The sequence below is a fragment of the Phytoactinopolyspora limicola genome (assembly GCF_011320225.1).
Classification (GTDB): Bacteria; Actinomycetota; Actinomycetes; order Jiangellales; family Jiangellaceae; genus Phytoactinopolyspora; species Phytoactinopolyspora limicola.
In genome coordinates this window covers 15,467-36,572 of sequence record NZ_JAAOEN010000012.1, presented here as the reverse complement: position 1 = coordinate 36,572, position 21,106 = coordinate 15,467, and the positions used below count along the sequence as shown (strand labels likewise).

Below are 21,106 nucleotides of genomic sequence, written 5' to 3'. Positions count from 1 at the left end.
ACCGCCGTAGTTCGTTACCCAGGGTCAACGCGGAGCTGTGCTTCTGCCAATCCCCGGGGGACGCCCTTGTCAATCTGCGGCCGGGGCCCAGCGCGGGGGTAGACCGGTGTGGACACGCAAATTAGGTTCACCCGTGAATCATCGACGTCAATGACTCGTAGGTCTCGGCGTCGGCGGCTGCCACGAGTCCACGGCTTCCCGGACCGATCGGGTCACCGTTGATTCCGGTAACGACGCAGCGAGCGGCCCGGCACACGGCGATGCCGGCGGCGAAGTGCACACTCGCGGACAGGTCGTTGCCATCGGTGACGTAGGCAGCACGCTTGCCGGCGGCGACCCAGGCCAACGCCAATGTCGTGGATACGACACGTGGTCGGAAACTCTTGACGAACTCGGGGTGGGTGAGCAGGTCCGCGGCCCGGAATTCGGGCGCGCTGGGAAACGGCGGGTCCAGGTTGAGGTCTACCAGTTGGGTCGCGGGTGTGGGCACCAGTTCTATGTCGATGTCGTGGTGTCGTGCCCAGGCCGTTTCGCCGTCGGTGAAGAAGATCTCGCCGCTGAATGGGTCGGCGACGGCGGCGGGCCCGTCGCGTAGCGCGACGTTGACAGCGACGAGCATGGTGCGGGCGGCGTAGTTCAGCGTGCCGCACAACGGATCCACCAACCACTGGCGCGCAGACGCCGCGGCGCCTTGCTGTCCGCCTTCCTCGCCGAGCACGGCGTCGTGGGGACGAGCAGTACGGATGATGTCGAGGATCGTCTTCTCGGCCTGGATGTCGGCGTCGGTGGCGAAGTCTCCGCTGCCCTTGTCGATGTGGGAGAGCTGCTGGCCGTGCAAGGTGCGCACAGTGTCCGCACCGGCTTGTGCTGCAGCTACCGCAACCCTGGCATCGTCAGAGTTCGCGTATGAGTTGACCACCCCGTGCAGAATACCGGCCAGTTACAGCCGTTTCCGCACGAGCACAGCCCTCGGTGAGGATGATTGTTCCGGATTTGGAACCGACGAGCACAACATCACGGTCATCCGTGCGGCAGAGATCGACACAGAATTCCAGGTGGCCACCTGGGTCCGCGTGCTCGACACGATCCACGACGGTGACGAGTACCCGCTCGCCCGGCAGGAATCCGTCGTAGCGGGTCGCACACCCGACGTCATCGGGACATCGCCGGCTTGATGGTTCCAGCGCCGGGCGGCGTCGGGGTGGTGGGTGGACGATGTCGGCGTAGATGCCGCCGTCGGGGTCGTGTACCTCGACGCGGACCGCGGTCTCGGCTTGCTCGACCACCGATGCGACAGCGCGGCCGAGGTAGTTACGGAGGACGGGCTCGACAGACACGGGCTGGCCGTCCAGCGTGATCGTGTACGCGCCCGGCTCTGTGGTTGGCTGAACGATCAGTTGCGGCAGGACGACGGGCACGCCCGCCGCTTCCTCCTGCTCGGCACGTCGTCGGTTTCTCACCGCGCGACCATCCTGGCCGTGGTATCGAACGTGGCCAGCTCATCCGGGTGGAGCTGATGCTGGATCACGAATGATCTCTCTTTGATTCTCCAGAGGCCTTGTCCGGTGCCAAGCGTGGGCAGGAGTTTCTGTTCGGTCCGGGTGAGGCCGAGCGCGTTGGCGGTGGCGCCGAGCTGGTCGGATTCCTGCCGGTAGATGATCCGTGTCTCGGCGAGGGCCAGTAGTGAGGACGCTAGGGCTCGTGCGGCGGTGCCGGCGTCGCCGACGTTGTCGAGGTCGGTGAGTTTGTGGAAGATCAACAGGTTGGCGATGCCGTAGTGCCGGGCGAGTCGCCAGTGAGCGTCCATGCGGCGCAGCAGGGACGGGTGCTGCATGAGTCGCCACGCTTCGTCGTAGACGACCCAGCGTTGTCCTCCGTCGGGGTCGAGCAGGGCTGATTCCATCCAGGCCGATGCGCAGGTCATCAGCACGGACACCAGGGTGGAGTTCTCCACCACGCGGGAGAGGTCGAGGGTGATCATCGGCGCTGTCGGGTCGAAGGCCACGGTTGAGGGGCCGTCGAACAGGCCGGCGAGGTCACCGGCGACCAGGCGGCGTAGCGCGTGTCCGACGATGCGGCCGTCGTCGGCGAGGCTGGCATCAGTGCCGCGGTCGGGGTCGAGGATGCGGTCAACGACCATAGGCAAGATTGGCACCTCTGCGGCTGAGAGGGTGGATGTGAGCGCGGCATCGATGGCGGTGTGTTCGAGTGGGCTGAGCGGCCGTTCGAGAACGGTTTCGGCCAGTGCGCCGAGGAGTGAGCGGCGTCGGGAGGCCACGATGGTGGCCCATTCGGCGTCGGACAGGGCGGACGGGCGGTGTCCCTCATCCAGGGGGTTGAGCCGGTTGGGCAGGCCATGTCCGAGGACGATGGCGTGACCGCCTACGGCTTCGGCGACGGCGGCGTGTTCACCTTTCGGGTCGCCCGCCACATAGACGCGGCGGCCGAAGCCGAGGGATCGGGTGTAGAGGCTCTTGGCTAGCGATGATTTGCCCGAGCCCACGACGCCTGCCATAACCACGTTCGGTGCGGTGATCATGCCGTGCTCGTAGAGAACCCAAGGGTCGTAGACGAAAGCGCTGCCGGAGAAGAGATCCTGGCCGACGAAGACGCCTTCGCTGCCCATGCCTCCCTCGGCGAGGAATGGGTAGGCACCTGACAGCGTGGCTGAGGTGTCCTGATGCAGTGGAATCCGGAACCGCCGGTATGTCCGCAAGGCTGCCGGGCCTGGCTCACCGCTGGCCGGAAGGAGAGGGGTGTTGCGCTTTTCGGCCCGCTCGGCGTCGATGCGGGCTTTGGTTTCAGCCCGGCGTGCGGCGGCTGCGTCAGCGTGGATCTGTGAGGCCGCCCGTCGGCGTGCTTTTCGGTACCGGCGCCGTTCCTTGGCGGGCCCAATGAGTACGGTGGCGTGGACCTTCGTCGGCGGACTCTGTCGCATGGCCGAAACCTCCTTCCCCGGAACCTGGACGGGCACAACGTCGGTGTTAGCGCTCGATACCGTCGCGCTCGGCTGGGATCAACGGGTTAGCCGTAACCGCAGGAGTCGCCGACGAGACGCGACGGCTTCGGGACGCCGACGCCGTCCGATCCCAGGCGATGCCGCTGTTGCGATTGTGTGCGTGGTCGACCTCACCGCAGGCGAATCCGACGAACGAGGCGGCGTCGCGCAGGTGGGCGGCTGCCGCTTGCGCGTTGCGGCGCCCGGCAATCCGGTCTCCGTCGTCGGTGGCGGCGTGCCCGGCGTGCCGCTCATGCCACGCGGCAAGCTGCTCCAGTGACTGTTGCAGAGGCCGTAGACCGGCGGCGAGAGCGCCGAGTACGTCGTAGCTCGCTTCTGGATCAGTGAGTGTTCGGCTGGCGTGGGCAAGGCCACGCAAAGCGTGTGCGGCTTCCGCAGCGTCCGCTCTTGGATCATTGAATGTCGCCATCACGAAGCCCTTTCGGAATGGGAGGGATGGTCAGATACCTCGACACAGAGGCAGGGCGGCCGCGGTGAAGGCCTGTGCTTGCTGGCCCACGAGGCGGCGGGTTTCGCAGGACGCTTGGATGGCGGCCTGCTCGATTTCAGCGACGGCAGCTTCGAGTTCGTCGGGTGTGGCCGCGGAGACGGCGATCAGACCGGTGTAGCGCAGTACTCCGTGCCCGGCGGTGAGGTCGGCCTCCTGCTGAAGCACGTCGTGGTACTCGGCGGTCTGGTGGGCGTCTTCGATCTGGCCAAGTTTGGCCCGTTGGGCGGCATCAGAGATGTGCTCGGTCTTTCGACGCCGGATGTCGCGGGCGGCCTGATCGGCTCGGACGGGGTGGCACAGCAGCGTGAACGAGCGCCGGACGCCGGAGGTGAGCAATACGGGGGAGAGGAATCCCGGGTAGACCTGCGATCGGGGCCATTCAGACACCCACAGCACAGCGTTGACCGCGCTGTCAGAGCGCAGGCTGTCCCAGGATTCTTCGACCGCGACGGGGCCGGCGGTGGCTAGGTCGTGGCCGAGGTCGCCGGCACGTTCCAACGTTGCTGCGATGCTCGGGTCGTACGCGGAGCGCAGCGCGATGGCGAGATCACCTGGGGTGTACCAGGCTGATGGTTTCAGGTCGGCTGACCGCAGCGCAGTGGTGAACGTGTTCATCTCCTGTCGCAGCACGTGGGCGGCGCCGCGTATCCCGCCACCGGCGGTGCGGATCGCACGTGCCGCGGCCTTCATGTCCAGCGCGAGCGAGATCGTGGTGACGTGGCGTTCCCCGGCTGGGCCGGCTCGTTCGATCAGCTGCTGGTAGGTGGTGGATACCCACGAGTCGTCGTTCACGCCGTGGCGTGACCACCATTGGGCCAGGCCGGTGCCGGAGTCTGGCAGGGTGCGCTCCAGCACCTGGATACGGGCGATTCGGCCGGATCGGCAGCAGGTGGAGAGTACGCGGCCCCAGCCGGTCACCCGGCGTTGTTGTTCACCGGGGTCGAGCAGCACAAAGGAGGGGTGGGACACCTGCAGGATCGCAGTCAGCGTTCGTTGATGTGGGTCGTGGATCATTACCGCGTCGGTTTCCGGATCGTGGTATTCGCGCAGCGCGGCGGCGTCCCCGGGCAGCGCGAGCGTGCCAGCGGGACGGGGCTTTCTGATCCTGCGGCGGTATATCAGCTGCCTTGCGATCACCCGCACCACCCAGTGTGTGATGAGCGGAATCCACTCGACGATCTTCCGGCCTCTCACCGGAGCCCACGTCACGATCACAGCCGACACCCAGATCGGAGAGACCAAGAGCAGTCCCGCACCGCCTGCCACGTACAACGCAGCCACGGCAACGGTTGCCGCGAGCGCAACGGAGACAACTTGTGAGACGGAAAGCCCCAGGATCACGCCGCGGCGGGTCAGACGGGAGAACTTCACCGGGGCCAGCTCGGCGTCGTTCCGGGTGGTGTCGTTGGACATGGGCTGCCCTTCGAGGTTCGCGAACGGAGGTGTCCTTGCACCAGTCAGGTACGCAACCGCGCCCTGTCTCGCGGGCTCAGCCGGGTGAGTCTTCGTATTCGCGTCCTACGTGTTCTCGTGATCCGGCTTTCTCGGCGGCTGCACCGGCCTAGGGTCCTCTTTGACTGGTGCCGTTGGCTGCGGCGTCTCTGGCGCAGGGGGCGGATTTTCACCTTCCGCCACCGATGCCGAGGCGGGCCGGCTGGCGGCGTCGGGTCCTGCTTGTCCGGGTCGTGCCGATTTCGGCACGGATGGCGAGGACGGTACGGCAGGATCCTGCGTGGTCGTCGCCTCGTTTCGGTTCGGGCGCTCTGCCTGCTGGCTGGCGTCGAGGTGTTGATCGGCAGCGGATCCGACCTTCGAGTCAGCCTCGTGTCCGGCCGCGGCCGCTTGGGCACCACCGGCGGCGCCAGACCCGGCCTCTCCTGCGCTCGCCACTCCGCCGGAAGCCTTCGCCTCACCCGCGCTGCTCTCCTTGGGTGTCTTTTGGCCTGTCGCTTCACCCGCGTCCTGGGAGCCTTCGCCCCCAGTGCCTAACGGGCCGGATTGCCTGCTCTGCGTCGTCGTATCGGCCTCGGCCGTCCCTGTTGGGCCGCGATCGCTACCGCCGCTGGTGCTGTCGGCAGTTGGGGAAACCGGCTGTGTCTGCGTCTGTTCGTTTGAGGGCGTTTCGTCGCTCACGCCGCTGGACTTGTTGCCACCGGTGTCGCTGAGGACCTTAGTCGCCGCGTCGGTGTTAGGCATGGCCGAGACCGGCACGGGCCGGTTGAGCGCGCTCTTGGCCTCCTGTTCGGCGGACATGGCATGGTGCATGTCGAAGCCGACGAAGCTGATGAATTTGTACGTCATGTACGGAGCGAACGCGGCCACGAACATCAATACGACACCGGCGATCGGGTCAGCTATCGAGGCAAGATCGACATCTATTGGGGCCGACACCTGATTGATCGCGACGAGAAACACGACCACGATCACCAGCTTGGAGAGGATCAACGCGAGTACAAAAGACGCCCATTTGCCGAACCAGCCCTTGGTGGCATCCCACGACTGCCCTGACAACGCGATCGGCGCGAGCACAATCGCCACCAGCAACAGTGCCTTGCGAATCAGCAGCGAGAACCACACGATCGCGGCGGCCGAGATGGCGAGCCCGGCGAGGAAGATCGTGATGATCGCGCCGACGCCCGGCATGGCGACATTGATGGCAGTCAGACCCGCTGCGAGGGCCGCGATCCGATCGCCCATCTCCTGCATGCTGGTGCCGGTCGCTTGAACGATACCGACGCACAGCTGGTCGACAATCTCCAGCATGGTTGCGGTGATGGTGATGACCAGGAACGAGCCAAGCACGGATTTCGCAAGCCCCAGGCCGGCACGTTGCAGCGCTGACGGGTCTCGGCGGATCGTGCCGGTGATCAGTTGGAGACAGAAGAAGATCAGCATGACGAACACGGCGACGCCGAACAAGATGTTGTAGACCGCGATATATCCGCTGGAGGTCACGTCGACGAGCGTCGTGGTATCGAAGATCGCCCAGACGCCTTCGAACATCCATGCTGCTGCGTGACCGATGGCATCGGCGAGCCAGTCGAACGGCGCCGACACAAGCGTGGCCGCGGCCTCACCGGCAACGTTGCACACCGTCGAGATCACCGGCACGTCACAGACACTCATCACTCACTCCCAGTGCTACGGCTTCGGAAGGGGGATGCGAGATAGACCCAGCTAGATGCCCTGGCCGACACCCCAGAAGAAATTGACCAACGTGACCGAAGCGCCAGTGATGATCGCCGCGCCACAAGAGATGAGCACACCAGTCTTCCCACGGCCCGCCAGATGCGGGTTGGACGAGTTCGATCCGAAACCCCACACGACCGCAGAGATGATCAACGCCAGCACCGACAACACTAGCCCAATGGTCATCACCGCCCCCACGATGCGACGAAGGGCCCGGATTCCCGGCAGTCCACCTTCGTTGGGGTTGATATTGATCTGGGTCGGTGCCGCGTCGACGACGGAGGCCGCTGCGTCGAAAGCGGCAGTGAGGGGTTCCAACATGATCAGTGACGCTCCTTCACACCACCGGGCGGATGAATCGGTGCTGTCACACAGGTGCGCCAGCGCTGCCGGACAAGAGATGACGAACGATGGCTACAAAGTGGTGCCGAGGTCGATCAGGAAGTTCATCCACGCCACACCTGCGCCAGTCAGCGCAGCGGCACCGATCGACACCCACGCCCCGACACGTGCCCGGCTAGCCACCTGGTAGTTGCCCGCCGCGGCAGAAAGTGCCCATGTCACAGCCGAGATGACCAGCATCAGGACTGCGACGACCAGCCCGATAGTGAGCAACGCACCAACAACCGCCGCGAGGTCACCGGATCCACGGACGCCTTCGAAGTCGGGAAAGACGCTAGTGTCCAGCCGTAGCCGAACATCCTTGACGTACCGATTCTCCACGTTGGTAGGTGCGATCGGCGGTCGTCGGCGCACAGTATGTGCGGGGCGAAGGGCCTGACGCGCGGTTCGCGACCCCGTCTTTCTGCGACTCGAGTTTTGCGCGTTCTGTATCAGAGCCATCGCAGAAGCACGGTCAACCTCGTGCGGGTGGTTGACAATGGCATGGGCACCGGAGGATGCTGCTGCCCTTGTTCTGTGCTGCCGGGAGGGGTGGATGGCTGACCGTGTAACCGTAGACCGCGATGACATCTTTTGTGAAAGAGTCACAGTGCAGCACCCGATTGACGGGGGCTTTGATCTTTTTCGACAGTTCTACGCCACGATCAGCACGGTTGACGAGGTGGGGATCTGCGGCCTTTCCGGTTGGGTGGGCTGGCGAATCGCATACGAGGATCTTCACGATGCGGCGGATGCGATAAGCGCTGACGCCGAACCGTTGGGGTGTGTTGCTCAGCGCATACAGATTGATCGTGAGGATCGTGGCCAAGGACCCGCTGACAACGCTCTATTTGTTGACCGCATGGGGCTCGAACCACAGTACCGGGGGAATCGTCTGGCTGGAGTCATGATCGAGGCAGTCGCCGACCTATTCAGGTTCGATGCCGAAGACACAATCGTCGTTCTCACTCCTGAACCGCAGCGTCCTGGTGGTGGTCCGTACTCGGATGGCCCTGAACGAGATGATGCAATGTCGCGACTATGCGCCGCATATGCCAAGAGTGGCCTGGAGCGCTGGGCCGACACATCTATCTGGTGGCGCCCCATCAGGTAGTTGCTCCTTGAAACGGACCGGGTGCGGCTCGCCCGCCTTTGATTGCGAAGCGCTCGAAGTTCGCGACCGTTGGCGATAACTTGTTCTCGACAAGCTAATGATCAGCACGCTACACGGTCTTTGAGCTGCGAAGCAGATGAATCAGGAGGCGTTGTGGACGAGAATCCTGGCGACGCGAACATGGACGACGAAACCCTAAGGCTCTTAGAGCTTGTGCCCAACAAGGCGTATCACCGCCTGATTGTTCGTTACCCTTACCAGACGGACAGCAATTTTGCGTTCTTCTACCAAGAATCGGCCGAGCGTCTTGCGTCGACCTATCGCGGAAAACCAGAAGACGACACGATCTTAATGCCGTTCCTGATGTTGTACCGTCACGCATTCGAGCTTGAAATAAAGGACTTCATCCGGTTCCTCGCCCAGAAGAGACATCGTTACCACGAGGCCCAGAATGGCGAATTGCGGCGGGAGGAAATTGACAAGAAGCTACGCCACAAACTTCGTCACAACTTAGAAGATCTACTGAACGAACTACTTCAGCACTACGACACACTCGCTCTGCCCGAAGAATTCCCGCAGAGCGTTAAGGACCTGGTGGACATGCTGCACGCGGCCGACCGCGGTGGCACCGCATTCCGGTATGCGGGCGGACTTCCAGACAGTCAAGACTATGCTGACTTTCCAGATCTCGTTGAGTTGCTCCGTGAGAGATTCGAGCTACTCCAGGCGGTTTATTCCTCAGTCGAGGCGCTGTACGATGCGATGCCTGAGCCGGAGGAGCAGCACTACTGATTTCAGGCCAACCAGTGAATACTGGTCAAACCGGCGCTCGCAATTATTCGAAGCGTTCGAGATGTCCATGTCACACGGTGAGCGGGAGACCCCGAGGGGTGTGGACGGCAGGCGGAGTTCGCCGGGCACGCAGGGGTCGGGAGCATTTGATGCCCCGGCCGGTGGCGATCGAGCGGGTGGAGCGAAGGCACCGGCTGCACCGACGCCTGTGGCCTGGTCTGTCCTAGTCGAGCAGCACCGTGTCAGCGATCTTCGTCGCCACTTCCTCCAGCGATGAGTAGTTCGCAGTGTCCAGCCCGGAGCGTGCCGCAAGCAAAGGGCTAACCCGTCGCAGTTCGTCGAACGTCGTGCCGTGGACGATCGGGATAACCCGGTCGGTCGCCAGCAATGCTGAGAGCTCCTGGGCGGCGATACCCTCGTTGTTGAGGCTCGTGAACAAAGCTGGCGTGACGAGCACGATCCCTGCTCGTGAGCCCGCTAGGCCCTTGTCGATCTTCCGGATCAGCGACGTGCCGAGTGGGACGTCCATTTCACTGAACCAGACTGAGACGTCGAGATCAGTCAGTAGGTTGTTCAACTCGAGGGCTGCGCCCTGACGGTCGTCCCATGCGTGGCAGAGAAACAAGTCGCGACCGCCGTCATCGGTCTGCGCGATCTGAACGACCTGTTCGCGCACTGGGTTGAGCGTTTGATACTCGCGCGTGGAGTACGAAACGGATGATCGCCGGGCCCGGCTTGAACTGCTGCCGCCGCCGTCAGAGTATCGACTGGCGTAGCTCGGGAATCGGCGCGGCGCCGGAGGAGCCACGTAGGCGGGCGGCGGCGTGTAGTAGGTCGGCCGGTACGAAGAGCGATAGCGGCAGGCGGGGCAGTTCGCGGCACCGCTCGCAGTGCGATGACCTTCAACTGGAGCTGTGCACTGAGCCATGCGGCCAATAGTACGAATAACCTCCGACAATGGGAGGAGCAAGCGGATCTTCACCGTCTCGCTGAGGCCCAGCCCGCCTGGCCATCGAAACCGTGGACCGCACGTGATCGACGACAGGCGCCCTGATGCCGGACCCCAGGGTTGTGTCAATGTCGGGCAGCGGCGTACTTGTTCCAGGCTGAGCCGGTGAGTTCGACCCATCGGGTGGCGGTGGTGATGTGGATGCCGATGAGGGAGGCGAATACGGCGGGCGGGGTGGTGGCGGCCAGGTGCAGCAGTGCGGTGTTCCGGCTGGCGCGGGAGATGATGCCGAGCTGGTTCATCCGGCGCATCAGCGAGGCAGGGTGCAGGTGGGTGCCGGCGTTTTTGCCGGTGAACAGCCACCGGGCATCGGCCAGGGTGCTCGCGGTGCCGAACGGCTTGGCGACCGGCAGTGCTGTGACGAGCGCGTCCAGGGGCGGGATGAGCAGCAGCGGCTCGGCGCCGAGTGCGAGGTAGGTGCCTGCGTCGCGGACCTTGATGTCGCTGCTGGTCAGCGCGGTGATCTTCGTGACGGGTTGGGCGTAGAGCAGGATCAGGCAGGCGGCGGCCCGGTCCTCGGTGCTGGCGGCGTCAGGGTCGTGTAGGAGTCTGCGGGCGAGCGCGAGCTGTTCCTCGGGGTCGATGTCGTGGCCGGGGTGCTTGTTCGCAACGGGATCGGGTAGCCGCGCTTGGGAAAGGTAGCCGCTCCGTTTGAGCCAGCGGATGAAGCTCAGGCGTGCGCTGCGCCTGGTGGTCAGCCAGGCGTCGAGGCAGGCTTGCGGGCAGTCGTTGAGGTCGTGGCCAAGAGCGGTGTTGTAGTCGAGGAAGGCATGGGCGGTGTGGATGTCGTTGCGGCAGCGGGCCGCGACGTGTGCGGTGAGGTGGCCGTGGCGGTCGGTTTTGGCGCGGCCGACGACGTGCCAGCGTGCGTAGCGGGACAGCACGCCGCGCAGCTCGGGATCGGTGATGTCGGCGACGGCTTCGGCCACGTAGCGGTGCAGCCGGGCGGCGTTTTCGTCGCGTGGTGGGAGTGCGCCGCCGGCGACGAGCATAGCTCGCAGGTAGGTCACCGAGAACACCTGTGGGTGGGCGTCGAGGGCATCGTGTGACAGGTCGAGTCGGCCTTGGGCGATGGCGGTCAGCAGGTGCAGGCTCGGTAGGTCGTGCCAGTTGCTGAGCAGCGATCGGGGTTGGCGGAGTTCGGTCAGGGCGTCGCGGACGCCTTTGAGCTCGGGGCGGATCGTCCCGTCCGGGCCAGTGAGGGCGGCATCGATCTGCTGGGTGGCTTGGCATGCGAAGCAGCGGGAATGGCCGTGGTTGGTGGTGCGTCGGCCGAGGGCTTGCTGTCCGCAGATGGAGCAGTCGATGACCGGTGCCTGGTAGCAGGTCGGGCAGACATCCGGCGTTGTGGTGGTGGCTTTCAGCGCGACCCGTTTGAGCCGTCCGCAGATGCCGCAGGTCCGTTTAGGGTTGCGGTAGCAACGCGGGCAGAGGTTCCGCGACCCGTCGCGCTTGCCACCGGCTCGGGTGGCTAGCGGGCCGATGCTGCCGCATTCGTCGCAGGCATCCTGGGCGGTGCGGGTGTGGGCGTAGCAGGTCACGCAGAGCGCGCCGCCATCATCGGTGCGGGCGTTGACCCGGCGCTGCTTGCCGCAGCCGGAGCAGGGCTCGGTCGGTGAGCGGCGGGCGCGGCAGGCTCGGCATTCGCCCCGGTCCAGGGCGTGGTTCCAACGCAGGGTCTTCACCCGTCCGCAGCGGAAACAGGGGCCGCGGATGATCGTGCTCGCCATTCAGCCGGTCAGTCCCCGGCCGGCTTGATGACGGCACGGGTCGGACGGTTCTTGCTCGATCTGGGTGGCGTGGCGCCGGTGGTGCCGGTCTTGCGTCCGCGCCGCGAGTTCGTGGCGACGTAGGGCTCGATCAGATCGTTGGGGGTGACGCCGAAGATATCGCAGAGCGCGGCGAGCAGGCGCATGTTCAGCCGCTCGGGCTCACCGACCACGATCCGGTAGACCTGGGTGGAGGTCATCACCACGCCCCGGTCGGCCAGCAGCGGCACCAGATCGGTGGTGGACTGCATGCCGTGCTCGTTCATCACCTTGCGCAGGTGCCAGCGATAGGCAACGGTCTTCGTCACGGGGATCAAACCTCCTCCATAGCGGTCGGTGGGGTGAACGCCGCGTCCAGGGCGCGGCGCAGGGTGCGGTTGCGGTAGTCGCCGGACACGCCGGTGTAGAGGGCGGTGGTCGAGCCCCACCGGTGCCCGACCTGCTGCTGCACGAACAACGGGTCGAAGCCGCCCTCGATCAGATGCGTCACATACGAGTGCCGCAGGCAGTGCGGGTGCAGCGCGACATCGAAGCCGAGGTCGTCGCGGTACTCAGCAAACCGCATCCCGATGTAGCTGCCCGTGATCCGTGACTGCCGTTCGGTCGGCCAGAGCATCCCGGTGCCAGCGGCATCGAACAGGGGCAGCACGTCGGTGACGTACTCGTCGATCACCGGACGGGTCCAGTCGAAGACAGCCAGCACCGCCCGCCGCCGAGGTTGGGAACCGCGGCTGGCCTTGGCCCAGCGGACGTTGCAGACCCCGAACCGGCCGAACTCGGTCGCAGTCGGGTTGCGGATGAAGTCGTGGACGTCCAGCATCGTGACCTCCCGGCGGCGCAGCCCGAACGCGTAGATCATCTTGAACAGCGTCGCGTCGCGGAACACCGACTTCCAGCCCTTCTTCCCACGCGTGCGGGCATGGTCGACGCGATCATCGGCGTAGTCGAAGAAGGTCTGCACCTCGTTCCGCGACAGGGGTCGCACCGCTGGGCGTGCTTCGTGATCCCCGGTATGGACGATCGTGTTCCACTCGTGGCAGACCTGCACCGGGTGGGTGCCGAACAGTTCCTCGCACCGCTCGACCCACCCGTAGCGGCGGTCGGTGAGGTAGGCGCAGAACAGCGCGACCGCGTTCTGGTAGGAGCGGATCGTGCCGTGCGAGCACGGCTTGTCGCCGGAGACCAGCTCGGTCGTCCACTCCTCGACGTCGCCCGGCGTCCACTCCCACGGCAGACTTCCGCAGAACCCGGCGAACCGGCGCACCTGCGCCAACCTCGCCTGGATCGTCTTCGGGTTCAGCATCCGCGAGGACTGCTGCGCCGACCACCCGGTGAGCATGTCATCGAAGACCTGCCCGGCCGGACGCAGCAAGGCCACGTTGCCAGGCCGCAGCGCCGTCACCGATCCAGGCCGGTTCCCGTCCTCTGAGTCCACCCCGACAATCTTACATCTAATGTAGGAAAATTACATCTAATGTAGGCATCGGTGTGTTTGTGCTGCTCCGAAGCGGGTTCTACTGCTTCATTGGTGGCCACTGATACCCTTGCCTGACCAGGGAACCTGCACAATCTCGGCCGCCAGCTATTACATCTAATGTAATTATTGCGAATTATGGCTGACCGACAGGTGTAGGTGGTCATAGTGGCCTCCAGTGACGTCGTCGGGGTCGTGCATGCCGCCGCCGTCGTAGGACCGCCAGCCTTCATCGGTTCGGTTGACGCTCCAGATCAGGCCGTCCCAGATGAGGTAGTCCACCCACAGCGCGTCGGCGTGAAGTTGCAGCCAGGTAGTCGTGCGCCAACCTTCGGCCCTTTGCGTGTCAGTCGGGTGTTCGCCGATAGCGTTGCCGAACGTCACGTCACAGGCCCGGCCGTGCGGATGGTCGGAGTCGGTGCCTGGGCGTTCGGCCCAGCAGGACCAGCCGGTGTTGGGGAACGCGGAGCGGGTTTCGGCGATGAGGTGGGCGAGCTGGCGGGTCACCCAGCCGCCGGTGCCGGTCGGGTCGTCGACGCGGCCACCTGGTGAGCCGGTGAATGGCTGCGGTGGTGGTGGCAGGTCGCCGTCGGGCAGGGGAGTGCTGGGGGCGCATTCGTCTGGCTGTTCGGTGCTGGGGTTGTCGGGTCGGCCGAGGTCGCCGGCGCCGTGGGCGCGGAACCAGGTCACTGGGTCGCTTGGCGGGGCGGTGGCTCCGCCGTTGCGGACCTCGACGTGCAGGTGCGGTCCGGTGGCGCGTCCGGAGGCGCCGACGTCGCCGATGTGTTCGCCGACTGTGACGATGTCGCCTGGTTCGACATGGATGCCGTGTTCCCACATGTGCATGTACACGGTGGCGGTGATGTGGTCGCCGAATCGGTGTTCGATGATGATCGTCCCGGTGGCGCCGCCGGCCATGTGGGCTTCGGCGACGACGCCGTCGGCGACGGCGTGGATGGGGGTGCCGTCCTCGGCGGCGAGATCGATGCCGGTGTGTAGTTCTTCCTTGGTGGGATCGGTCGGATCGGGGCGGAGTCCGTAGCCGGAGGTGAACGTGTATGTCCCGTCAGGTAGCGGGAGCACCACCTGATCGGCTTCCGGTATGTCGGCCGTGCGAATTGTCGCGCCGGTCAGGTTGGGTTCGTTGGTGGACCAGTCTCTGGTGAGGTGCCGGATGGTGTCGAGGTACTCGCGGGTGATGGCGGGGATGTCGGGGTAGGTGGCCAGCCGGCCCGGGCCTGCGTTATGTGCGACGGCGAGTGCTTCGAGTTCGGTGAGTTCGCGGGTAGAGGCCCAGTCAGGGTTCGCTTGCCGGGTGCCACGGATGTCGTCTCGCAGATCGCACAGGTAAACCGCGCCGTACTCGGCATGGATGAGCGGCTCTTTGATGTCCCAGATGCCGTTGCCGTTGCGGTCTGCCTCCCATTCGCCGTACACGGTGTGCCAGACGTGTCGGTTGATTTGGAACAGTCCCCAGGTGCCGCCGTTGACGTCGTCGGCGTAGGCGTCCGGGATGAACGAGGATTCGTGATGCATCACCGCCGCGATCCACACGCTCGGCAGTGCTGGGCAAGTGGCGGCGGCGGTGGCGATCCAGGGCCTGGCTTCGTCGGGGATCGGAGCGTCTTCGTTGAGTTCTTGATCGTTTTCAACAGGGAGATCCAGGCAGCCTGCTCCGGCTGCTTGGCCGCCTGGGTTCATGAGCACGGCGACGGCGAGCAGGCCGGTGGAGGGGCTGAGTAGAAGAAGGGCGGTCAGGACGATCAGTGCCTTTTTGAACATGTGTCTGGCCTGCCGGGGTGTTAGGTGAGTGGATTGTCGAGTTCGGAGAGCCGCAGGGTGTGGCAGCGGGGGAAGGCTGGACGGCAGGCGAGGAAGACGGTGAATGCCGTATCGTGTGCGGATTCCTCGGCCCGGTCGTGCCAGATGCCGTGGCGGTGGCGGGTTCCCTCGATCGTGACGGCGACGGTGCCGTCTCGGATCTGTCCGGCGGCATCGCGGGCGATGTGCTCCCAGGCGTCGGGGACGAACGCGGCGTGGATGGTGAAGGTCTGCCGGGTGTGGTAGTCGCGGAGATGTTGCCAGGTGTCGATGTCTGGCAGATAGTGGGTTAGATCGGCGATGAGCCCGGCGGTTTCGGTGCCAGAGGGGTCGGCATCGATCAGGGCGACGTTTCGGTACTCATCTGGTGAGAGGCCCGACATTGTGTCCCACGTGAACACCGCCGTGGCGACCGCGCGTGCGTACCGGACCGGGTCGTTTGTCGCTGGCAGCGTGGGTATGTCCTGCCATGAGGCCGCCGTGGGCGCCGTGGATGGTGTTGGTTTTGATGTGGCTACGTTGGTGGCCGGGTGCCGTGTCGGGTCTTCGCTTGGTGGGCCGGTGATGAGGCCGTAGACCCCGATACCGGTGACGATGATGACCACGATGGCCGTTGCGACCATGGCGATGGTCAAACGCCGGGGAGTCTGCGAGGGGCGTGTGCGTGCCCAGAGGGTGAGTTTCATGACGGGTAGCGGCCCTTCTGCGCTGAAGGAGGTTTGCCCGTAAGGTGGGTTCAGCTGGCCGTGCGGACGCCACCGTCGCGGCGGTTGCGGGCGTCGATAGCGGCGCGCATGAATGCTGAGCAACCGTCATGGCAGGCGGTGATGATGTTCCACTGCTCATCGTCGAGATGTTCGGCGACAGCCTGTGGTGAGACGTTCTCCCACCAGCCAAAATGTTGTTTTGCGAACGTAGCTACGCGGCGGGCGCTGAGGATGTCGCGTGCTGAGGAGTCGATGTCGCTCCAGCCGGTCGCGACCGAGTGAACCTTCTTGGTCGCCCGTTTAGCTTCGCGTGCTGCAATGGCCGGATGGTCGATGGCGGCTAGATGCTCCAGCTCAGACTCGGCCGCGTCACGGACCCGTTCAGGAACGGCGGGGTCCGTCGCGGTGTCTTCAAGTTCAAAGCGTGCTTTGGCTGTCGTGATCGCCAGGTAGCGGCCGTGTACTTTGCCGTCAGCGTTGAGCTCGGCGAGTGCCTGCTCGGTTTCGGCCCGCAGCCACTCGGGCGCCTCGCTGTCTACGATGCGTCTGAGTTCGAGCACCTGTTCGAGCATGCCATGTGAATCGCGGCCAGTTATGGCGCGTGCTGCCTGCACACGGGCGTCTTGCGGTGCCGTCGAATCGACGGCACCGTGTTCCCCGCTACCAAACCGGGTCGAGGCCTGGCGGCGGGCAGCTTCGTCGGCGTAAAGGGCCTTCAGCTCGGCGTAGAGCTCTGCGGCTTCAACCGGAGTGAGATCTTTGCGGATCGTATTTTCGTGCTGGACCGCCATGACGGTGCGTAATCGGTCAGAGATATGGGTGGCAACCCACACCGGCACCCGGCGCCAGTTCAGCCGTTTCACGGCTTCGAGTCGGCGCCGCCCGGAGATGAGCAGTCCGTCAGGGCTGATAACCACCGGGTGCAGCAGCCCCACAGCGCGGATCGACTGGCACAGCTCGCTGAGGTCACCAAGCTCGTGCCGGTACGTGCGCCCCAGTCGGATCGCTGCGACCGAGTACTGCAAGTCCAACCGCCCGTGAGTCATGACGACGCCCCTGGGCAGGTGTGCCGGGCCAGATCGATCAGATCGGTATCGTGAAGCAGATCAGCGAGCTGGTCACCAACCAGGACACGAGCGAACACACCCAGTTCGCCCGGGGATGCGGCACCCGGTCGCGACCCGATGAGCAGCCTGATGAGCGTGGTCCAGGCCGAGTGGCTCAGGCCGAGATGCAGGCGGGTGACGTTGTCACGGCGGAGTGTGTCTCGGGCTGACTCATGCGAGCCCATGTCGGTGGCACGCATGGCCGCGTATTCAACAACTCGCCGTGCGCGGTCATGCTGCCAGCCAGCGACGACCAGGAACGCCGCCGATGTTGCGATCAGCCGCTCGACGCCGACGCCGGCGGCAACGGTGCCGCTGCTCTCGGCCGAAACGATGTCATAGAGAAAATCTTCGTGTTCGCCCGCGCGCATTGGTGCCCGCTCGGGCCGGTGGATCGGGCGGCGAGCCCGTTCAGGCGATATCAGCAGCCGTTCGCCGTAGGTCTCGGCCTGCATGGCCAGCGCCACAGCGCGGGTGATGACTGCCCAGGGGTCCCGGGCAGTCCGAACTGATCGCCCACGCATCGCCATAAAGGCGGCATATGTGGCGTCTTCGGGCGGCCGGTGCCATGCCTGAGCGACCGGGGTGAACCGTTTCTGGATGAACTCCAGCAGTGTCCGTGCCGCGGGCAAGGTATGCCACCCGTCGGGCCCGAGCTGATCGAGCACATGGAGCAGAGTCCGCAATCCATCACTGGTGGCGAGGAACTCTTCTACGGCTGAGCGGTCCGCGTCGGTGGTGTGCATAGCAATCGACATGGGCACCTCCCTGGATATATGGGAGGTGCGCACCGCGTCCCGGCCGCGTTCGGGCAGTTCAGTGTGGTGCCGGGGTTCACCGGCGGTTTGGCGTGCGAGGCGGCTGCGAGTGATCATGGTCTGCCGAATGCTGCTCACAGCGTCGGAGCTGACCGCTCAGCCGCTGGTGGTTCATGGCACTGGGAGGCAGCATTGGGTGGGCCGACAGCGGCTTGCCGCTGCCTCCGCAAGAGTGCTAGACGGGCTGCGGCTCGCCCGCCCTGGCGCGCCAGCATGTTAAGCCTGCGCTGAGCCCGTGCGGCTCGGCTTGCCGCCATGTCGTCTGTACGTTGGAGAACCTCAGTCGCGCGGACCCACCGAAGCTCGGCAAGTTGTCGCGCCGGGGCGGAAGGTTCGTTCCCGTTGGTAGCTTGCTGCAGGGACGGGTCGCCGTGGCGTGCCAAAGCCACAGCGGATTCGGCCTGGGCGGCCGCTGGCTCAAGATCCGTGGTGTGAGCACGGTCGGAGGCGTCCGGGTCATTGCTTACCGGGGCGTTGTAGGCGTTGGTGGTCATGAGTTCCCCTTGTCATCCTGTCGATGCTCATAACCGGCAGGGCGTGCAGCGTGTGTTGCCGGAGGTGTGCTGGGGGTCGTCTGTGCTGATCCGTCCGACGCGGTCATGTTGAGCCAGCGGCTCACCGTCGACGGGTGAACGCCGAGGTGATGGGCGATCCGCGCATTGGGCCAGCCAGAAACGAGGCGGAGCTCGCGCGCCTCTCGGCGGCGGGCACCGTTGGATTGGGAATGCCGGGCAGCTTTCGCGCTAGCGGCGGTGTCGCCGTCGATCGGCGTGAGTGCGCATGTGAGCGAAGAACCACCCGACGACGGTCCGTCTGCCGTGGGCACGTTCGTGCGGCGGGTCAACTCGACGGTGAGATGAGTGATCGCCAACAGCACTAGCGGGGGCACCGCGGACACGGCAGCGGCCAACACACCGGGGGCGGTCGCATGGCGAGCCACGAGCGCGTGCAGCGCGTTTCCGGTCACGGACACGGTGGCCCCGGCGAACAGCAACATCCACGGATATCGGGTCGCGCGTGGTCCGAACGGAGTTAGTGCGACGACGGAGATGGTTGCGACGACGATGATGCCGTCCACGATGAGCGGCCATGTCCACGCCCGGCTGGCATCGATGCCGGAGCGCACCGCCAGGTCGGTCAGCGTGGCGAAGGAGAGCCAGAACGCCCCGAGAGCGATCAGGATCGTGCCGCCGACGGCAGTGGCGACAACCCACCGCTCCACCGTGTGTGCTGGCAGGTCGGTCCTGGGCGGATGCGGGGGAGTCATGGCATCAGAACCGGCGGCGAGATCTCGTGCTGGTGGACCGCCTCTCGTGGGCTGTGAAAGTGTCGTCGGTAGGCCGAGTGGATCGTGACGTGCGTTTCGGGCGCATTGAGTCCGGAACGTTGGGCTGCCGCACCGAGAGTTTCGTGGGCGCTTGCCTCGGCCACGCCGTGCTCGGCGTAGCGGTGCGCCGCCCAGTACAACGCGGAGTTCCGGTTTCCTTCCGGCTGCATGGCCACCCACGCCGCGATCCGGTCGATCGACCCGTCGACCTGAGGTGGTCTGCCGGTAGGATCTCGTGTCGGCATGGGCGGAGCGAGCAGCGCCCGCACCGCCTCGCCGTCAACAGGTCGGGACTGGCGGCGCATCCCGACGACGACGTAGGCACGAGCGGTCTCGTCGTCGCCGGTAACAACTGTTGACGGCGGGGCGATCACGTACCCGCCGATGGCGCGGAAATCGACATGTGCGCTGGCCAAGGACCAGCACCGCTGGCTCTCAGCGCCGGGGTAGTACGCGTGAAGTCCGCCCGATGGCGTGCGGACCAAGCACGCCCAACCGTCGGCCAGCTCCGCCCGGCATGCCGTGCGAAACGCTCTGAATCCTGACCCGGACGGGTGCACGTCGACGTCCACAACGTCGAACCCTCCTCGGCTGCCGGTGGCCAGGCCGATGTTCGCCTGCGGCCACCGGCGCCACCACGCACGTACTCGTGCCCGGCTGGTCGATGCGTCATGGAACCCGTGCCGGGTGAGCGGGCGTTTGCCTCTGGGAATGCAGGGAAACACCGGTACACCGGCAGCGGCGTAGGCTACGGCTGCGGAGCCCAGGCTCAGATCGCCGATTCTGCTCAGCAGGGTGGCGTGGGCGACCATGTCACATCTCCGCCCGGACTGCCGCGCGGTCCGCCACGGGACCGGCCGCCGCGGGTGCCGCGAGGGAGACGGGGTCCGAGCGGGTGAGTCGCGCACCCGGGGGAGTGCCGTCACCGACCGGTGCCTCGGGCAGCTTCTCCAGGATCGATAGGGCTGCCGTGCGGGCACGCTCGCCGGTGGCTCGCACCACGTCGAGGGGATCACGGCCATTGACTGTGGACGACCATCCCGCCACGTAGGGCATCGAGTTCGGCTGGGTGTCGAGGCCGAAGCTGGCCGTCACCATAACGGCCGTCGACTCGGCCTCCACCTCACGGATACCCCGATGCCGGTCATCACCAGGGCCATGGCCGAGCATGATGTGGGCCAGTTCGTGGGCGAGCGTCGCCACCCTTGCGGCCTCGCTCATGTCGGAGCGAATGACCACGGCGCGGTCGTTGAAGCGGGTAACTCCGTCCGCACCTGCCAGTGCTGCTGCGTCGGGAGCGTCGTCGAGGGTGAAACCGAGTTGCCGGACCTGTGCAGCGAGCCCGTCCCACAAGCCGTCTGGAGCTTGGCCATGCAGCACCGCGGGCTCGGGACGCTCCGGGATCGGCTCGCCAGCGGTCTGCGAGACGTCCCACACGTACGCAGGTTTCATCCCCACGATCCGGCGACGGACCGTTTCGCCCGGATCGGGCCGCTCATAGCGGCCTAGCCGCCGCCACGAATGCGGATCGTCCGGGTGGAGTGAAGCGAACCGGGCCGTGACTGGAGACCAGAACATGTAGCCGGACTGGCCCTTCACCACTGACCGGCCCAGCTGCTGCCACTGCCGGAATCCTGCCACGTATGACGGAAACGGCTCCGGGACGCGGCCTTGTTCATACGCGTCCGTGTGCTGGCTGAGAATCAGCAGGGTGTTGGCGAAAGATCGCGACCTAAACCGAGCGGCGAACACCATCGCACGCCGCCACTGCTCGCCCGTGACCAGTTCCTCGACAGCGCGTTCAAGTCGCTCGCTGAGTTCGTCCAGCTTCTCTTCCCGCGACCTGCGGACTCGTTGGTCGTTCATACCGGCTAGGTGCGCCCACCGACGGGCCGACCCGCCTGGCGCGAAGTTATGACGGTTGTCGCATCCAATGGCGATCCGCGGGCCGGATGCTGTCAGACGCACGCCGGCCGACTGCCGGGCATCTGCTGTCACTCGCAGATACGGCCCATGTGTGTCACGTTTGTTCATGTGGACCACGCCGTCATGCTATGTTTACTGATGTGAACACTATTGAGAATGCCTCA

21 protein-coding genes are annotated in these 21,106 nt (G+C 65.4%); 2 read left to right on the top strand and 19 right to left on the bottom strand.

Annotated features, from left to right (window positions below):
* Nucleotides 1–127: 127 nt before the first annotated feature.
* The 8 genes from G8760_RS22290 to G8760_RS22255 form a co-directional block, all read right to left on the bottom strand.
* The gene (locus tag G8760_RS22290; protein WP_166355043.1) at nucleotides 128–919 is read right to left on the bottom strand and encodes an inositol monophosphatase family protein; all 792 of its coding nucleotides are present in this window, start codon (nucleotides 917–919) and stop codon (nucleotides 128–130) included.
* On the bottom strand, nucleotides 894–1,460 hold the full coding sequence (locus G8760_RS22285; RefSeq protein ID WP_166355042.1) for a hypothetical protein: 567 nt from the start codon (nucleotides 1,458–1,460) through the stop codon (nucleotides 894–896). The genes G8760_RS22290 and G8760_RS22285 overlap by 26 nt, the downstream gene beginning before the upstream one ends.
* On the bottom strand, nucleotides 1,457–2,938 hold the full coding sequence (locus G8760_RS22280) for an ATP-binding protein (RefSeq protein WP_166355041.1): 1,482 nt from the start codon (nucleotides 2,936–2,938) through the stop codon (nucleotides 1,457–1,459). The genes G8760_RS22285 and G8760_RS22280 overlap by 4 nt, the downstream gene beginning before the upstream one ends.
* A gap of 46 nt (nucleotides 2,939–2,984) precedes the next feature.
* A complete protein-coding gene (locus G8760_RS22275) occupies nucleotides 2,985–3,428 on the bottom strand; it encodes a hypothetical protein (protein ID WP_166355040.1) in 444 nt (147 codons plus the stop codon).
* A 30-nt stretch (nucleotides 3,429–3,458) separates the two neighbouring features.
* Nucleotides 3,459–4,922, bottom strand: a complete 1,464-nt coding sequence (locus tag G8760_RS22270) for an SCO6880 family protein (RefSeq protein ID WP_166355039.1) — start codon at nucleotides 4,920–4,922, stop codon at nucleotides 3,459–3,461.
* Between the two features lie 105 nt (nucleotides 4,923–5,027).
* A complete protein-coding gene (locus G8760_RS22265; RefSeq protein WP_166355038.1) occupies nucleotides 5,028–6,635 on the bottom strand; it encodes a TrbL/VirB6 family protein in 1,608 nt (535 codons plus the stop codon).
* Nucleotides 6,636–6,686: 51 nt separating this feature from the next.
* Nucleotides 6,687–7,019 carry a DUF6112 family protein gene (locus tag G8760_RS22260; RefSeq protein ID WP_246222647.1) on the bottom strand — a complete coding sequence of 111 codons (333 nt, stop codon included), beginning with the start codon at nucleotides 7,017–7,019 and terminating at the stop codon, nucleotides 6,687–6,689.
* Nucleotides 7,020–7,112: 93 nt separating this feature from the next.
* A complete protein-coding gene (locus G8760_RS22255; protein WP_246222646.1) occupies nucleotides 7,113–7,421 on the bottom strand; it encodes a DUF6112 family protein in 309 nt (102 codons plus the stop codon).
* A gap of 214 nt (nucleotides 7,422–7,635) precedes the next feature.
* Between G8760_RS22255 and G8760_RS22250 the strand changes: the two genes are divergently transcribed.
* Both G8760_RS22250 and G8760_RS22245 read left to right on the top strand, forming a co-directional pair.
* Nucleotides 7,636–8,193, top strand: coding sequence for a hypothetical protein (locus G8760_RS22250; RefSeq protein WP_166355037.1), 558 nt, complete (start codon nucleotides 7,636–7,638; stop codon nucleotides 8,191–8,193).
* A gap of 153 nt (nucleotides 8,194–8,346) precedes the next feature.
* Entirely contained in the window at nucleotides 8,347–8,985 is a 639-nt protein-coding gene (locus G8760_RS22245; RefSeq protein WP_166355036.1) for a hypothetical protein, read from the top strand.
* A 223-nt stretch (nucleotides 8,986–9,208) separates the two neighbouring features.
* Here the strand turns inward: G8760_RS22245 and G8760_RS30960 are convergent, their stop codons facing one another.
* From G8760_RS30960 to G8760_RS22190, 11 genes are all read right to left on the bottom strand, one after another.
* Entirely contained in the window at nucleotides 9,209–9,913 is a 705-nt protein-coding gene (locus G8760_RS30960) for a TIR domain-containing protein (RefSeq protein ID WP_166355035.1), read from the bottom strand.
* 146 nt (nucleotides 9,914–10,059) lie between these two features.
* The gene (locus tag G8760_RS22235) at nucleotides 10,060–11,679 is read right to left on the bottom strand and encodes a hypothetical protein (RefSeq protein WP_207782607.1); all 1,620 of its coding nucleotides are present in this window, start codon (nucleotides 11,677–11,679) and stop codon (nucleotides 10,060–10,062) included.
* A gap of 53 nt (nucleotides 11,680–11,732) precedes the next feature.
* Entirely contained in the window at nucleotides 11,733–12,071 is a 339-nt protein-coding gene (locus G8760_RS22230) for a helix-turn-helix domain-containing protein (RefSeq protein ID WP_166355033.1), read from the bottom strand.
* A gap of 5 nt (nucleotides 12,072–12,076) precedes the next feature.
* Complete coding sequence (locus G8760_RS22225) at nucleotides 12,077–13,198, bottom strand: tyrosine-type recombinase/integrase (RefSeq protein ID WP_166355032.1); 1,122 nt, start codon at nucleotides 13,196–13,198, stop codon at nucleotides 12,077–12,079.
* Between the two features lie 165 nt (nucleotides 13,199–13,363).
* Nucleotides 13,364–15,019 (bottom strand): M23 family metallopeptidase, encoded by a 1,656-nt coding sequence (locus tag G8760_RS22220; protein ID WP_166355031.1) that lies wholly within the window; start codon nucleotides 15,017–15,019, stop codon nucleotides 13,364–13,366.
* Between the two features lie 20 nt (nucleotides 15,020–15,039).
* Nucleotides 15,040–15,744, bottom strand: a complete 705-nt coding sequence (locus tag G8760_RS22215) for a hypothetical protein (RefSeq protein WP_166355030.1) — start codon at nucleotides 15,742–15,744, stop codon at nucleotides 15,040–15,042.
* Between the two features lie 50 nt (nucleotides 15,745–15,794).
* Nucleotides 15,795–16,790 (bottom strand): ParB/RepB/Spo0J family partition protein, encoded by a 996-nt coding sequence (locus tag G8760_RS22210; protein WP_166355029.1) that lies wholly within the window; start codon nucleotides 16,788–16,790, stop codon nucleotides 15,795–15,797.
* 17 nt (nucleotides 16,791–16,807) lie between these two features.
* Complete coding sequence (locus G8760_RS22205) at nucleotides 16,808–17,629, bottom strand: hypothetical protein (RefSeq protein ID WP_166355028.1); 822 nt, start codon at nucleotides 17,627–17,629, stop codon at nucleotides 16,808–16,810.
* A 550-nt stretch (nucleotides 17,630–18,179) separates the two neighbouring features.
* Nucleotides 18,180–18,956 (bottom strand): DUF2637 domain-containing protein, encoded by a 777-nt coding sequence (locus G8760_RS22200; RefSeq protein ID WP_166355027.1) that lies wholly within the window; start codon nucleotides 18,954–18,956, stop codon nucleotides 18,180–18,182.
* On the bottom strand, nucleotides 18,953–19,828 hold the full coding sequence (locus tag G8760_RS22195) for a bifunctional DNA primase/polymerase (protein WP_166355026.1): 876 nt from the start codon (nucleotides 19,826–19,828) through the stop codon (nucleotides 18,953–18,955). The genes G8760_RS22200 and G8760_RS22195 overlap by 4 nt, the downstream gene beginning before the upstream one ends.
* A gap of 1 nt (nucleotide 19,829) precedes the next feature.
* Entirely contained in the window at nucleotides 19,830–20,882 is a 1,053-nt protein-coding gene (locus G8760_RS22190) for an ArdC-like ssDNA-binding domain-containing protein (RefSeq protein WP_166355025.1), read from the bottom strand.
* Between the last annotated feature and the right edge of the window lie 224 nt (nucleotides 20,883–21,106).